This is a genomic window from Pseudoalteromonas sp. CH_XMU1449-3 (assembly GCF_037027245.1).
GTDB lineage: Bacteria > Pseudomonadota > Gammaproteobacteria > Enterobacterales > Alteromonadaceae > Pseudoalteromonas > Pseudoalteromonas shioyasakiensis.
Genome location: NZ_JAYMDY010000011.1, coordinates 145,936 through 159,823, shown reverse-complemented (window position 1 = coordinate 159,823; position 13,888 = coordinate 145,936). Strand labels below are relative to the sequence as shown.

Below are 13,888 nucleotides of genomic sequence, written 5' to 3'. Positions count from 1 at the left end.
TTGAAAAACATTTTTTGCCAAGTCGATGCTAATTAGGTTAAATTTTGACATGTATGGATTCCTTATTGGTAAAAGTAAATGTTCAATCTCTTTATACCGTACTCACCCTATTTGGGGGAGGAGTCCATACATCTCCTACAATGCTTTTACGTAAGGGTTGTTTTCAAAACCCAACAACCGCACCGCTCGGCTAAAAACTGACAGCTGATGGCTGATGGCTGAAAGCTTTTCAGGCATAAAAAAACCCCAGCAAAACTGCTGGGGTCATAAAAGTGGTACCAGTAGGTGGACTTTTACTTATTCCAGTGCCACGCCCTGCGTGGCGCTCAAGTCCGCTAACTACTTTTTTCAGGCATAAAAAAACCCAAACCAATTGGCTAGGGTTCAAAAGTGGTACCAGTAGGCGGACTTGAACCGCCACGCCCGAAGGCAACGGATTTTGAATCCGTCATGTCTACCAATTCCATCATACTGGCTTCATTTTTCTTTAACCTTCTAAACACGAGAAGATAAAGAAAAACCACTTTAGAGCAAGAGCTTTTTTAACTGCTTTTGTCTCTATGCCAAGCATTATACAAAGAATGGGTAAGGCAGCAAGCGTTTTGTGCGGCGTCACTGATCAACCGCACAATAATTAAACAAGTTGTTAACTTTAGAGTTTTGGCATCATTCGCGAAACAATCGCCTGACAATCGATATCATGACTCAGGCAGCCGTACTGACTAAACCCTGCACCACTTAAACGACTTTTTACAAACGCATCGGCAATAAGTGGCTCGCCAAATTGTAATAGCGTTGCTGCTTGCCAAAGTAGCGCAAGCTTTTCAATTATGCGTCGAGCATGCATTTCGAGGTTTGCAGTATCTGTGAGCATCTCTTTTAGTTCATCGAGCTTTATCGCAAAATCGGGGTGCAAACTGCGCGCTTTTTCAAGTTCATTGATAAGCACCTCAAGTGACTCGGGCTCACGGCTAAACACGCGTAGGAGGTCGAGGCATTGCACATTACCAGAGCCTTCCCAGATAGAGTTTACCGGCGCTTCTTTATACAGTCGGCTGGTAATGTTGTCTTGTACATAACCCACACCACCAATACATTCCATAGCCTCATAAGTATGCTGAACTGCCCGCTTACAGATCCAATATTTACCGATTGCTGTGGCGCTACGTATTAATGCCACTTCATTGCTATCATCTTGGTTATCAAGGGCGTTGGCAATACGCATTGAAATGGCTAGTGCAGCCTCTGCTTCGATAGCTAAATCTGCCAATACATTGAGCATGAGTGGCTGTTGATGTAAGTTTTTACCAAACACACTGCGCCCAGCGGTATGCCAAATTGCCTCTTTTACTGCTTGTAACATCAGCGAGCTTGAACCCAACATGCAGTCATAACGAGTTAGAGCAACCATTTGAATAATAGTGGCAATGCCTCGTCCCGGCTCGCCGAGTAACCAGCCATGCGCGCCTCTAAATTCAATTTCAGAACTCGCATTTGATTGATTACCTAATTTACTTTTTAAGCGCTGAATATACATGGCATTTTTCTCGCCAGTTTCGAGCCAGCGCGGCACTAAAAAGCAAGATAACTGCTTGTCATCGGTATTAGCGAGTACCAAAAAGGCGTCGCTCATAGGCGCTGAGCAAAACCATTTGTGGCCGGTTAAAGCATATAATTGCCCTGCACCACTTTCATTGATGGCGTCTGCTTTGGTGGTGTTCGCCCGAACATCAGAGCCGCCTTGTTTTTCGGTCATCGCCATACCTATGGTGACACCTTTTTTCTCTGTCCAAGGCTTATTGTCAGAATCGTAATGATTTGCCAGTATTTTAGGTAGCCACATAGTCGCTACATTTTCTTGACTCGCAATGGCAGGCACACTAGCAAACGTCATGGTTAATGGGCAACCAGAGCCCGGATCAGCATGATTGTGTAGCACCGCCATTACCGCTCTTACAACCTGGCTACCGGCTTTCTTTTGCTGCCAAGGCAAAGCGCAGTGCCCTTGCTCTATAGCATGCTGCATTAGCTGATGGTAACTTGGATGATAATCAACTTGATCTATGCGTTCGCCAAAGCGGCTGTGAGTGGTTAATTCGGGTAAGTGTTTGTTTGCTAAAAAGCCTGCTTGCAGTAATGCACCACCCACTTGCTCCCCAAACGCTGTTAAGTGCGCAGTTCCCCATTGTCCTGCAAAACGATTTTGCCAATATTGAAGTACCCTATCGGCCTCATAGGCGTTGTAGTTTTCAAGTGGTTTGGGTTGATTGAATACTTGGTGAGTTTCGCTTTGAGAAACGGCCATAACTGTGTGCTCATTTTTATTATTTTCTCAACTATAGCAGGTCAGACCTGTTTGTCGACTTGCTAAACGGCCGTTAAGTATTTCTTGTTTGCGAAGGACTTTGCTAAACTACTGCGCAATTTAATTGGACGAGATTGTTTATGTCAGCTGAGTTTCCACGTGCCGGTTTCTGGCGCCGCTTTGCCTCTTTAATCTACGATACCTTGGTTATCATTGCCTTTGCGATGCTGACAACCGTACTGTATTTATTAGCTGTTCAAGGGCTAATTTCTTTAGACTTACTAAGTATTGGTGACGCTGAAGATGTATCTGCTTTCATTCAAAATTCACCAATATTGTATGGCATTCGTAGTGTGTTATTGGTGATAGTGAGTGTTAGTTTCTTTAGCTATTTTTGGGCTAAGAGCGGCCAAACTATTGGTATGCGTGCATGGCGTTTGAAGGTGCAAACCCTCGATGGTCATTTAATTAGCTGGCATCAAGGCGCACTTAGAGCCATTACTGCACTATTAGGTTTAGGTAATTTAGTGGTGTTGGTCGATTTTAAAAATAAGCGCGCATTGCAAGATTACATCGCAAAAACGGAAGTGATCACTCTCACCAAAGAAGAAAATAAACGTATTTATCGCTCACTTGATTAAGCAACACATCAAGCACAAAAAAGCGTGGCTCAAACCACGCTTTTTTTGTGCTTTTTAAACGACTATCAAACTCGTTTATTCAATAGGTAAGTCGCAAAACCAATAAACAGTAGGCTTGGTAATACGGCACCAACCACAGCTGGAATTTGGTAAACCATCACCACAGGACCAAATATCTCATTGGTTAAGTGGAAAGTAATACCGGTTATTACACCCATGATGATACGTGCGCCCATAGTTACTGTGCGAAGCGGGCCGAATATAAACGATAAAGCAACTAACAACATAACGGCGATAGATACAGGCTGCATGATCTTACGCCATAGCGCTAGCTCATAAGTGCTGGTGTCTTGCTCATTTTGCTGCAAATAACCTAAATATGACCAAAGCCCAGTAAACGACAGCGCTTCGGGCTTAACCGACACCACTCCTAATTTTTCGGCGGTCAGTTGCGAATCGTAAAATTCTTCTTTGTGCTGCTCAGTACTGATCTGCTCTGGCGTGATCATGACTTTATTTACATCACGAAGTAACCAACCATCTTTACGGTTTAATGCTTCTTCTGCTTTGGTAATTTGAGTAAGTTGCAACGATTTATCAAAGTGATACATATGCACGCCACGTAAAGTGCCTTGCTGATCGACATCTTCAATATTAATAAAATTGCTGCCATCTTTCGCCCACACACCTTGCTTAGCATTAAATACATCACCACCATAAATCGCTTGGTTACGTATTTCTTTTGCTTTGAGCTGTGCTTCTGGAGCACCCCATTCACCTAGCGCCATCATACAAATCGCCATAAACATCGCGGTTTTCATGACTGATGCAATGATTTGCAAACGTGACATACCCGCCGCTTGCATAACGACCAGCTCACTGTTTGAGGCCAATGCACCTAAACCTGTTAAGCCGCCAATCAAGGCTGCCATTGGGAAGAAGATAACTAAATCACCCGGCATGCTGTATAAGGTGTAAATCAACGCAGTTGCAATATCATAGCTACCACGGCCAACTGATTTTAACTGCTCAATAAACTTAATCAGGGTACTAATACCTACCAGAACCATTAAAGCAAAACCGGTGGTTTGAATTATGCTGCGACCTAAATACCAGTCGAGTGTTTTCATCATGCGCTTAACTCCCGCTTAGTCACAACTGCCTTTAACCATGCGCCGAGCGGACGACCTTTGATAATCAAGAAACCACCAATAAACAAGGCTGATAAATGGATCCACCATAAACCAATTGAAGGTGGAATTTTACCATCTTCAACAGCAAACTTAGCTGCATTCAATAAAATGAAGTACCCTAAATACAAGCTAATTGCAGGCACTAATTTAGCGAATTTCCCTTGGCGCGGATTCACCACACTCAAAGGTACTGCGAGTAAAGTTAATAATGGAATTGAAAGCGGAATAGCTAAACGCCACTGCCACTGTGCAATAGCTTCAGAGGTTTTCATTTTGAATAAATCAAACGTTGGTATAGCTTCTAACTTACGACGCTGGTGCTCTATTTCTTGATCTTGAATTTGCACACTGTAACCATCGAACTCTGTTAAGTTTAACGCAGCAGACTCGCCATCTGTTTCATAGCGCTTACCATCGTTAAGAACAAGTTGCTGCTCACCGTTATCTTGCTCAATCACCACACCACGCTCTGCATATACTAAACGGGCTAAGTCACCTTTTTCACGATCTGGTAACTGCGCAACAAATACCTTGTGTAGCTCTTTACCGCTATTTTCGATGTTGTGAATGAAGACTACGGCTTTCTCATTACCCGTTTGCTGAAAACGCCCTGCACGTAATGCCGATAAGCCTGCATCAGCTTTGGCTTGCTCTTTTAATTGATATTCTTGCTCACTGGCCCACGGCGCAACATAAAGAGTAAGCGCACCGGCTAAAATAGCCATCGCAGTACTTGAGATAAGCGTGACACGAACCACATACCACTCACTGACACCACAGGCTTTGAAAACAGTCATTTCGCTGTCTGCATAAATGCGACTGTAGGCCAAAATAATCCCTAAGAAGATACTCAAGGGCAGAATAAGGGAAGCAAGTTGAGGAAGTTTTAGTGCAATCATCGAAAGCACAAGTTTAGCTGGAAGACCCCCTTCAGAGGCGTCTCCTAAAATAACAACAAACTTTTGAGACACAAAAATAGTCATCAAAGTTAAAAATACGGCGACCTGCGACTTGAAGACTTCAGTGGTCAAATAACGAAAAATTAGCAATGCTCGCCCCTGTTAAACATCGAGTTTCACTGGAATAGTAAGGAATTTTGAGTAAACTAGTTATTTTACTCACTTTATTATATGCCATCAAAGTTAAATATCATACCTAGCAAGAACATATAATCTTGCATAAATGGTGCAGATGGCGTCTATTATGTGATATTGATATTCACATTAAGATAAAGTTCAAAAACACATAAATAGAGTCATAGTTTATGTACTAAGATTAGTGCTATTAAACTAAAAAATGTAAGAAAGGACTCGAAAAAGAATTTCTTACCCTTATAAACTAAGGTTATACGACTCAATATCAGGAGTAACAATGGAATTTAGCGTAAAAAGTGGTAGTCCAGAAAAGCAACGTAGCGCATGTATTGTAGTAGGCGTTTATGAGCCACGTCGTTTATCCCCCATTGGTGAACAATTAGATAAAATCAGTGATGGTTATATCTCTAACTTACTACGCCGTGGTGACCTTGAAGGTAAGCCAGGCCAAGTATTGCTATTGCATCATGTACCTAATGTACTGAGCGAGCGTGTACTACTAGTAGGTTGTGGTAAAGAGCGTGAGCTTGATGACAAACAATATAAACAAATCATCTCAAAAACGATTAACACGCTAAACGAAACTGGTTCGATGGAAGCGGTATGCTTTTTAACTGAGCAACACGTTAAAAGCCGTGACACTTATTGGAAAGTACGCCAAGCAGTTGAAACAACTCAAGACTGCTTGTATACCTTCAATCAACTGAAAAGCAAAAAGAGCGACCCACGTCGCCCACTACGTAAAATTGTTTTCAACGTACCAACGCGTCGCGAGTTAACCATTGGCGAAAGTGCAATTGAGCATGGCTTAGCCATCGCTGCTGGTAGCAAGTTATGTAAAGACGTTGCTAACATGCCGCCAAATATCTGTAACCCAGCTTATTTAGGTGAGCAAGCACAAGAAATTGCTGATAATTTCGATAATGTAAGCGTTGATATTATTGGTGAAGAAAAAATGGCAGAGCTGGGCATGAATTCATACCTAGCGGTTGGCCGTGGTAGTGCTAATGAATCGGTTATGTCGGTGATCAACTATCAAGGTGGCGACAAAGACCAAGCGCCAATCGTGTTAGTGGGTAAAGGCTTAACCTTTGACTCAGGTGGTATTTCGATCAAGCCAGGCGAAGCCATGGATGAAATGAAATACGACATGGGTGGTGCAGCAGGTGTTATTGGTACTATGCGCGCTTTAGTGCAAATGCAATTACCAATTAACGTTGTCGGTGTTTTAGCTGGTTGTGAAAACATGCCAGGCTCAAACGCTTATCGCCCGGGTGATATCTTAACCACTATGTCGGGGCAAACAGTTGAAGTGTTAAATACCGACGCTGAAGGCCGTTTAGTACTGTGTGATGCACTCACTTATGTTGAGCGCTTTGAACCAGATACCGTTGTCGATGTAGCAACACTGACAGGTGCATGTATTATCGCGCTGGGTTCACATGCCACAGGTTTACTATCAAACCACAACCCACTTGCCCATGACCTACTAAAAGCGTCTGAGCAAAGTGGCGACCGCGCATGGCAGTTACCTCTTTGGGATGACTATCAAGAGCAACTTGAAAGCCCATTCGCTGATTTCACCAACTTAGGTGGCCGTGCTGCAGGTACGATTACAGCGGCATGCTTCTTATCTAAATTCACCAAAAAATATAACTGGGCGCATTTAGATATCGCAGGTACAGCATGGCGCAGCGGCGGTAAAAACAAAGGCGCAACCGGTCGTCCGGTGCCTATGTTGACTCAGTATTTACTGAACCGCGCAGGCGTGAGTGAAGCTAGTCACGATTAAGCCTTACCGCAAGCTTTAAACTAACCCTAAATAAGGCGCCAAATGGCGCCTTATTAATTGAAGCAATTCGCGTTCTATGTCAAAATCCCTGCTTTGATCTGTGTATCTGTGGGGACGAAAGTCACTATGAATATGAACGCACAATTTTACGTTCTAAAACAAGATGATAGTGCCCACCAAACGGCTGGCGCTGTTTTCGATCTGGCAGCTAAAATTGCTGCGGATCAGTATCGTCTAGGTCATCGCGTATTTATTTACGCTGATAACACCGACACGGCCCACACAATCGACGACATCATTTGGTCATTTGAACCAGATAGTTTTGTACCACATAACTTACAAGGTGAAGGCCCTAAAGGTGGCGCTCCGGTTGAAATTGGTATGACTCCACCTGTCGGCAACAGAAAAATATTAATCAACTTAGCTGAACACCTACCGGATTTTATTCGCCGTTTTCAGCAGGTTTATGATTTCGTACCCGTTGAGCCAAATGCTAAGCAAGCCGCCCGTGAGCGGTTTAAAAAGCTTCGCCAACTGGGCGCCCATATTGCAACGCAAGAAATTGACATTTAAGCATTTATTTAAGGTTCTGTGTAATGGATAAAACCTATAATCCGCAAGATATTGAACAGTCTTTATACCAAGGCTGGGAAGAAAATGGCTACTTTAAACCGTCTGGCCAAGGTGACGCTTACTCAATTATGATCCCGCCACCAAACGTCACGGGTAGCTTACACATGGGCCACGCGTTCCAAGATACCATCATGGATACGCTAACGCGTTTAAAGCGTATGCAAGGCAACAACACTTTATGGCAAGTAGGTACTGACCACGCAGGTATCGCAACGCAAATGCTTGTTGAGCGTAAGCTTGCTGCTGAAGAAGGTAAAACACGTCACGACCTAGGCCGTGAAGCATTTATCGATAAAATCTGGGAGTGGAAAAACCACTCTGGCGGCACGATCACTAAACAATTACGTCGTTTAGGTGCTTCTGTAGATTGGGACCGTGAGCGTTTCACTATGGACGAAGGCCTTTCTGAAGCAGTTAAAGAAGTATTCGTACGTCTTCACAAAGAAGATTTAATTTACCGTGGTAAGCGTCTAGTTAACTGGGACCCTAAACTTCACACGGCTATTTCTGATCTTGAAGTTGAAAACAAAGACAAACAAGGTCACATGTGGAACCTACGTTACCCACTTGCTGATGGCGTAAAAACCAAAGATGGTAAAGACTACATCGTTGTTGCTACAACGCGTCCTGAAACAATGCTAGGTGATTCAGGTGTTGCTGTTAACCCTGATGATGAGCGTTACCAAGATCTGATCGGTAAAGAAATTTTACTGCCTATCGTAAACCGTCGTATTCCAATTGTTGCCGATGAACATGCAGACATGGAAAAAGGCACAGGTTGTGTGAAAATCACGCCTGCCCACGACTTTAACGATAACGAAGTAGGTAAACGTCACCAACTTCCTATGATCAACATCTTCAACAAAGATGCTGCAGTATTAAGCGAAGGCGAAAGCTACACATTCGACGGTAAAGAGCTTGAATTAGATGCGCCAATTCCTGAGCGCTTACACGGCCTTGACCGCTTTGATGCACGTAAAGCGATTGTGAGCGAATTTGAAGAACTTGGTCTATTAGAAAAAATTGAAGATCACAGCCTAACAGTTCCTTACGGTGACCGTTCTGGCGTAGTGATTGAGCCACTTCTTACTGATCAGTGGTACGTGCGCGTAGCACCTCTAGCAGAGCCTGCAAAAGAAGCAGTTAAAAATGGCGACATTAAGTTCGTGCCTCAACAATACGAGAACATGTACTTCTCGTGGATGAACGACGTACAAGACTGGTGTATTTCACGTCAGCTTTGGTGGGGTCACCGCATCCCAGCTTGGTACGACAACGAAGGCAACGTTTACGTTGGTCGTGACGAAGCTGAAGTACGCCGCGATAACAACCTTGCTGATGATGTTGCACTTAAGCAAGACGAAGACGTTTTAGATACCTGGTTCTCATCTGCGCTTTGGACTTTCTCAACGCAAGGTTGGCCGGCAAACACTGATGATTTAAAAACTTTCCACCCGTCTGACGTATTGGTAACAGGTTTCGATATCATTTTCTTCTGGGTTGCTCGTATGATCATGATGACCATGCACTTCATCAAAGATGAAGACGGCAAGCCACAAGTACCATTTAAAACCGTTTACGTAACTGGCCTTATCCGCGATGAAAACGGCGATAAGATGTCTAAATCGAAAGGTAACGTACTTGATCCTATCGACATGATTGACGGTATCGATCTTGAAAGCCTAGTTGAAAAGCGCACTGGTAATATGATGCAGCCACAACTAGCGAAGAAGATTGAGAAGAACACTCGTAAAACATTCGAAAACGGTATCGAAGCACACGGTACAGACGCACTGCGTTTCACCCTTGCAGCAATGGCTTCAACGGGTCGTGATATCAACTGGGATATGAACCGTCTTGAAGGTTACCGTAACTTCTGTAACAAACTATGGAACGCAAGTCGTTACGTATTGATGAACACAGAAGAGCAAGACTGTGGTTTCGCTACAGATGCTGAGAAACAGTATTCACTCGCTGATCGTTGGATTTTAGGCCAGTTTGAAGCAACTGTTAAAACCTATACTGAGCATCTAGAAAACTACCGTTTTGACCTAGCTGCAAACACCATTTATGAGTTCACTTGGAACCAATTCTGTGACTGGTACCTAGAACTTACTAAACCAGTATTGTTTAAAGGTAACGAAGCACAGCAACGTGGCACTCGTCATACCTTAATCACGGTATTAGAAAGCCTACTTCGCTTAATGCACCCGTTAATGCCATACATCACAGAAACGATTTGGCAACGCGTGGCACCACTTGCAGGTATCGAAACTGCGGGCACTAGCATCATGGTTCAAGGTTTCCCTGTATACAATGAAGCTAATGTTGATAGCCAAGCGATGGACGACCTAGAATGGGTTAAACAATTCATTCTTGCTATTCGTAACATCCGTGGTGAAATGGATATCAGCCCAAGCAAACCATTATCGGTATTGCTTGCTAATGCGTCTGACGAAGACAAGCGCCGCTTAACGGAAAACGAAGCTTTCTTAGCGTCTCTTGCTAAGCTTGAAGAGTTCACGTTACTTGATAACAAAGACGAAGCACCTGCGTGTGCAACATCGTATGTTGGTAACCTTGAGATCATGATCCCAATGGCTGGCCTAATCGATGTTGAAGCTGAACTAGCTCGTATCGCGAAGCAGCTTGAAAAAGCAGAGAAAGGCTTAGCTCAAGTTAATAACAAATTAGCTAACGAGAAGTTCGTAAATAACGCGCCAGAAGCTGTACTTGCTAAAGAGCATGCTAAGCTGGCTGAGTTTACAGATGCGAAAGACAAACTATTAGCGCAAAAAGCGAAAATCGAAAGTCTATAACAGCATATATAAAGCGCGATTTATTCGCGCTTACAAAAAAGCCGCGCTATAAACATTGTTATAGCGCGGCTTTTTAATGCTCTGTAACAGCGACTTTATTAAAATTTGTAGTTGTACTGAGCACCAATTAGAACTGCGTGACCTTTTGATTCATATTCCCATGAAACATCTTGGCCTAAAGAAGCAGCTAGGCTGTCTTTTTCAGAGAAGTTTTGTGTTTTACCACGAAGGATACTTACACCTAAGTCAACATTTGAGTTTTCGCTGAATGCGTAGTTACCACCAAACGAGAACCAGAAACGATCTGTATCAGGGATAGAGATTGAAAGGTGTGATTGGTCTGCTGGTGACTCATCGTATGCAATACCTGCACGAAGTAAAAGTGCATCGCTGTACTGGTAGTCAGTACCGATAGAGTAACGCATTGAATCTGAGAAGTTCTCTTCTTTAGAGAATACAGGCGTTTCAAGGCTTGGTGTATAAGCTTCTAATTTTTGGAAGCTGTCCCAACCAGTCCATAAGATGCTGTAGTGTACGCCTAGCTTCTTATCAAGTTGATGTGAACCAGAAAATTCAGCAATTGCTGGTAAAGTCAGTTTTAACTCACCCGGTACTGTAGTACCCGCTAAACCACCAACTGCAGCTGGTAATTGATTTGAGTACTCGCCTTCAAAGTCGATATCTGTTTCGCTGCGGTAGTTAAAACCAAAACGGTTGTTTTCGTCTAACTGATACATCGCACCAATGTTCCAACCAAAGCCGTAGTCGTCACCTTCAAGGTGAGCAATTTGCGTGCTAGCTGGTAAACCAAATGGGTTAGTACCTGCATTACGAACAACTTTTGCATCAGCATAAACATAGTTTAAACCAAGACCTAAGCTGAACTGTTCGTTGATTTTATATGAAGCGCTAGCATTCATGTTAACTGTTACGATTTCAGTTTCACCCGCGATAGAGCCTGCCGCGTAGTCATCTTTAAACTCAGTTGAAAGACCGAAGTTTGAAAAAGCACCAAAGCCTAAAGACACTTTATCGTTTAAAGGCATTGTGAAGTAACCTGCAGGGATAAATGCAGATGGTGCGATGCTATCGTCATCGATAGAGCTTTCATCTAAGCCGTATGCAGCACTTTCGCCTTTTAAGCTTACATCTGGAATTACAGCAATACCTGCTACTGAGATTTGCTTGTCTTTGAATAAAGACATAAGTGCAGGGTTACGAGCAACAACTGATGCGTCATCTGCAACAGCTGCTTCACCAGCGTATGCGCGACCTAAACCTGAAACGTTTTGCTCTGCTAATTGGAAAGCTGCAGCGAAGCTGTCAGCAGAAACAACAGCAAGTGATGCTGCAATTAGTGTTTTAGTGAACTTCATAAATCTGTGTCCTCTTGCAAACTTGTGCGAAAGCTAATCCAACAATGAGGGCAACCTATTAGTTAAGCATAAAAGATTAGCGCTGTATGTTGGTATTAGATGTTTTATTCTAATGATTACAAACTTTCGAACATTACCTTAATTAAGATCAAAAAACTGTAATTTTTCGTTAGAAATAGGTAAAAAACCCGCATTTTAACAACAAGATAACAACTTATTAAAACTCATCAGAGCTCTGATTACAAAAACAACAAACAGTAGTAATTATCATTTGCATTGACATCTATTTCTTGTCCCTTTAGACTAAAAATAAAGGTTTTACTGTTGAGTTTGAGTATGGAAATCGCATTGATTATTGCGGCACTGATGTTATGCGGTGTGAGTGTTCATTATTTTTGTAAAGCAAACTATTGCGCGTGCACTAAAGCAGGTGATTGCGATAACCCAGTTAATCACTATTGGCTAGGCGCCATGCTGAGTGCTGTTTTATCACTACTGTTATGTTGTGTGGCCTTACATGTCGAAAAAGGCACATTGCTGTGGTTGGTATTAATGACGAGTTGTTTTAGTGGTGCATTTATATCAGCAAAACGCAGTGCCAAAAAACGCTGTGTTAAGTCTAAACAAGCAGATGCTCTTTTAACAAACGAGCCAAATTAAGCTGATAATCTAGAGGCTTAATGCTCGCGATAATTTTTAGTTCTTTTTCTACACTTAAATCGACATCTTTGGCAGTAATATGATGCTTATGCTTGGCATTATAGAAGATCTTTATTTTCGGCTTAATTGGGTTTTCGTGGTTACCTTCCATCACTAACGCCAAGCGCTCATTATTCAACTTCACAATCGTACCAACAGGGTGAACCCCTAGGCATTTAATAAAGCGTTGCACCAACTCAGAGTCAAACAATTGCTTATTGGCAAGTAAATAACGCAGCGCTGAGATTGGCTCTTCACCCATTTGATGCGGCCTGTCTGCAGTCATTGCATCATAAACATCGACGATTGCCATCATACGGGCTGCACGGCTCAGCTTTTCAGCTGCAATACCGCGAGGGTAACCTGTACCATCTAAACGCTCATGGTGATTCACTATCATATCGAGCATTAACGGCGTAATGCCCTTTTCACCTTTCACTAAACCTAAACTCTGCGCCACATGCTTTTTAACAACTTGCATTTCGTTGTCGTTCAAGGCACTTGGTTTAGACAATACACCTTGTGGCATTTTCGCCTGACCGATATCGTGCATCAATGCACCCATTGCCAGCTCTTTAATTGTCTTTTCTTTGTAACCTAGGTACTTAGCAAACACACTCACCAAAATAGCGGTGTTGATCATGTGCCGCCAGTTATAAATATGTTTATCTTTAAGGCGAGTTAAAATAGTTAAGGCATTGTGATTACGAAATACCGAGCTGACTATATCAACGGCGATATCATCAAGCACAGCGACATTCATCTTTAAACCCGATGTGATATCTGAGTAGAAACCTTGCAATTTTCGGCTGTGCTGCTCGTAATGCACGCTGGCTTTTAAAAACTCTTGTTGAACCGTGATCCCTTGTGGTGCTTCGTTAGCTGCAGGCTTTTGTTCAACCTTAGGTTTAGCCGGTTCAGGCTTTGGTTGGTATTTTTTAGGGAGTGCAACATCGCTTTGTGTAAAGTCGATGAGTAGCTCTTCAACCCCCTCAGAGATAAGGCGTTGAATAATCGTTTTATCACGCACTAAACCACGTGTTTTGATTTTAATACTATTTACATGCTCTTGTTGCTTACTGACACTGTCAACAAACATCCCTGGTACAAGTTCGGCAATGGGTAAGGTAATAAGCATATGTGAGCTTAGCGCATAAAAACATCGAGTTTTTTATTATCGCTAATTGATTACAAATGTCTATAGATTGGGTAGCGAATACGAAATAGGTATGAGATACGGAGTTAGAAAGGGGAAAGTTAGAAAGGGGAAAGGGGGAAGTTTCTAGGGGAAAGTTAGAAAGAGTAAAGTTAGGAAGAGTAAAGTTAGAAAGGGGAA

Annotated in this window: 10 protein-coding genes and 1 tRNA gene; 5 read left to right on the top strand and 6 right to left on the bottom strand. The window is 42.8% G+C overall.

Going from position 1 to position 13,888, the window contains the following annotated elements:
• Positions 1-391: 391 nt before the first annotated feature.
• Both WA256_RS14760 and WA256_RS14755 read right to left on the bottom strand, forming a co-directional pair.
• Positions 392-476 (bottom strand) — tRNA-Leu (locus WA256_RS14760).
• A 176-nt stretch (positions 477-652) separates the two neighbouring features.
• On the bottom strand, positions 653-2,305 hold the full coding sequence (locus WA256_RS14755; protein WP_335992513.1) for an acyl-CoA dehydrogenase family protein: 1,653 nt from the start codon (positions 2,303-2,305) through the stop codon (positions 653-655).
• 140 nt (positions 2,306-2,445) lie between these two features.
• Here WA256_RS14755 and WA256_RS14750 point away from each other — a divergent pair, with 140 nt between their 5' ends.
• The gene (locus tag WA256_RS14750; RefSeq protein ID WP_335992512.1) at positions 2,446-2,946 is read left to right on the top strand and encodes an RDD family protein; all 501 of its coding nucleotides are present in this window, start codon (positions 2,446-2,448) and stop codon (positions 2,944-2,946) included.
• 65 nt (positions 2,947-3,011) lie between these two features.
• On the opposite strand, the gene lptG is transcribed toward WA256_RS14750, so the two are convergent.
• A complete protein-coding gene (gene lptG / locus WA256_RS14745; protein ID WP_175082587.1) occupies positions 3,012-4,079 on the bottom strand; it encodes an LPS export ABC transporter permease LptG in 1,068 nt (355 codons plus the stop codon).
• Entirely contained in the window at positions 4,076-5,188 is a 1,113-nt protein-coding gene (gene lptF / locus WA256_RS14740; RefSeq protein ID WP_062566119.1) for an LPS export ABC transporter permease LptF, read from the bottom strand. Before lptF ends, lptG begins: the two co-directional genes overlap by 4 nt.
• 322 nt (positions 5,189-5,510) lie before the next feature.
• Here lptF and pepA point away from each other — a divergent pair, with 322 nt between their 5' ends.
• The 3 genes from pepA to WA256_RS14725 all read left to right on the top strand — a co-directional run bounded on the left by pepA (position 5,511) and on the right by WA256_RS14725 (position 10,477).
• Positions 5,511-7,025: a leucyl aminopeptidase gene (pepA, locus tag WA256_RS14735; protein ID WP_054552638.1), complete on the top strand. Its 1,515-nt coding sequence runs from the start codon at positions 5,511-5,513 to the stop codon at positions 7,023-7,025.
• Between the two features lie 126 nt (positions 7,026-7,151).
• Complete coding sequence (locus tag WA256_RS14730; protein ID WP_054562716.1) at positions 7,152-7,598, top strand: DNA polymerase III subunit chi; 447 nt, start codon at positions 7,152-7,154, stop codon at positions 7,596-7,598.
• A gap of 23 nt (positions 7,599-7,621) precedes the next feature.
• Positions 7,622-10,477 (top strand): valine--tRNA ligase, encoded by a 2,856-nt coding sequence (locus tag WA256_RS14725; protein ID WP_332393752.1) that lies wholly within the window; start codon positions 7,622-7,624, stop codon positions 10,475-10,477.
• 98 nt (positions 10,478-10,575) lie between these two features.
• On the opposite strand, the gene WA256_RS14720 is transcribed toward WA256_RS14725, so the two are convergent.
• Positions 10,576-11,853 carry an outer membrane protein transport protein gene (locus tag WA256_RS14720; RefSeq protein WP_054562718.1) on the bottom strand — a complete coding sequence of 426 codons (1,278 nt, stop codon included), beginning with the start codon at positions 11,851-11,853 and terminating at the stop codon, positions 10,576-10,578.
• Between the two features lie 336 nt (positions 11,854-12,189).
• On the opposite strand from WA256_RS14720, the gene WA256_RS14715 reads away from it, so the two are divergent.
• Entirely contained in the window at positions 12,190-12,513 is a 324-nt protein-coding gene (locus WA256_RS14715) for a hypothetical protein (RefSeq protein WP_054562719.1), read from the top strand.
• Here the strand turns inward: WA256_RS14715 and WA256_RS14710 are convergent.
• The gene (locus tag WA256_RS14710; RefSeq protein WP_054562720.1) at positions 12,473-13,690 is read right to left on the bottom strand and encodes an HD-GYP domain-containing protein; all 1,218 of its coding nucleotides are present in this window, start codon (positions 13,688-13,690) and stop codon (positions 12,473-12,475) included. The genes WA256_RS14715 and WA256_RS14710 overlap by 41 nt on opposite strands.
• Positions 13,691-13,888 lie beyond the last annotated feature (198 nt).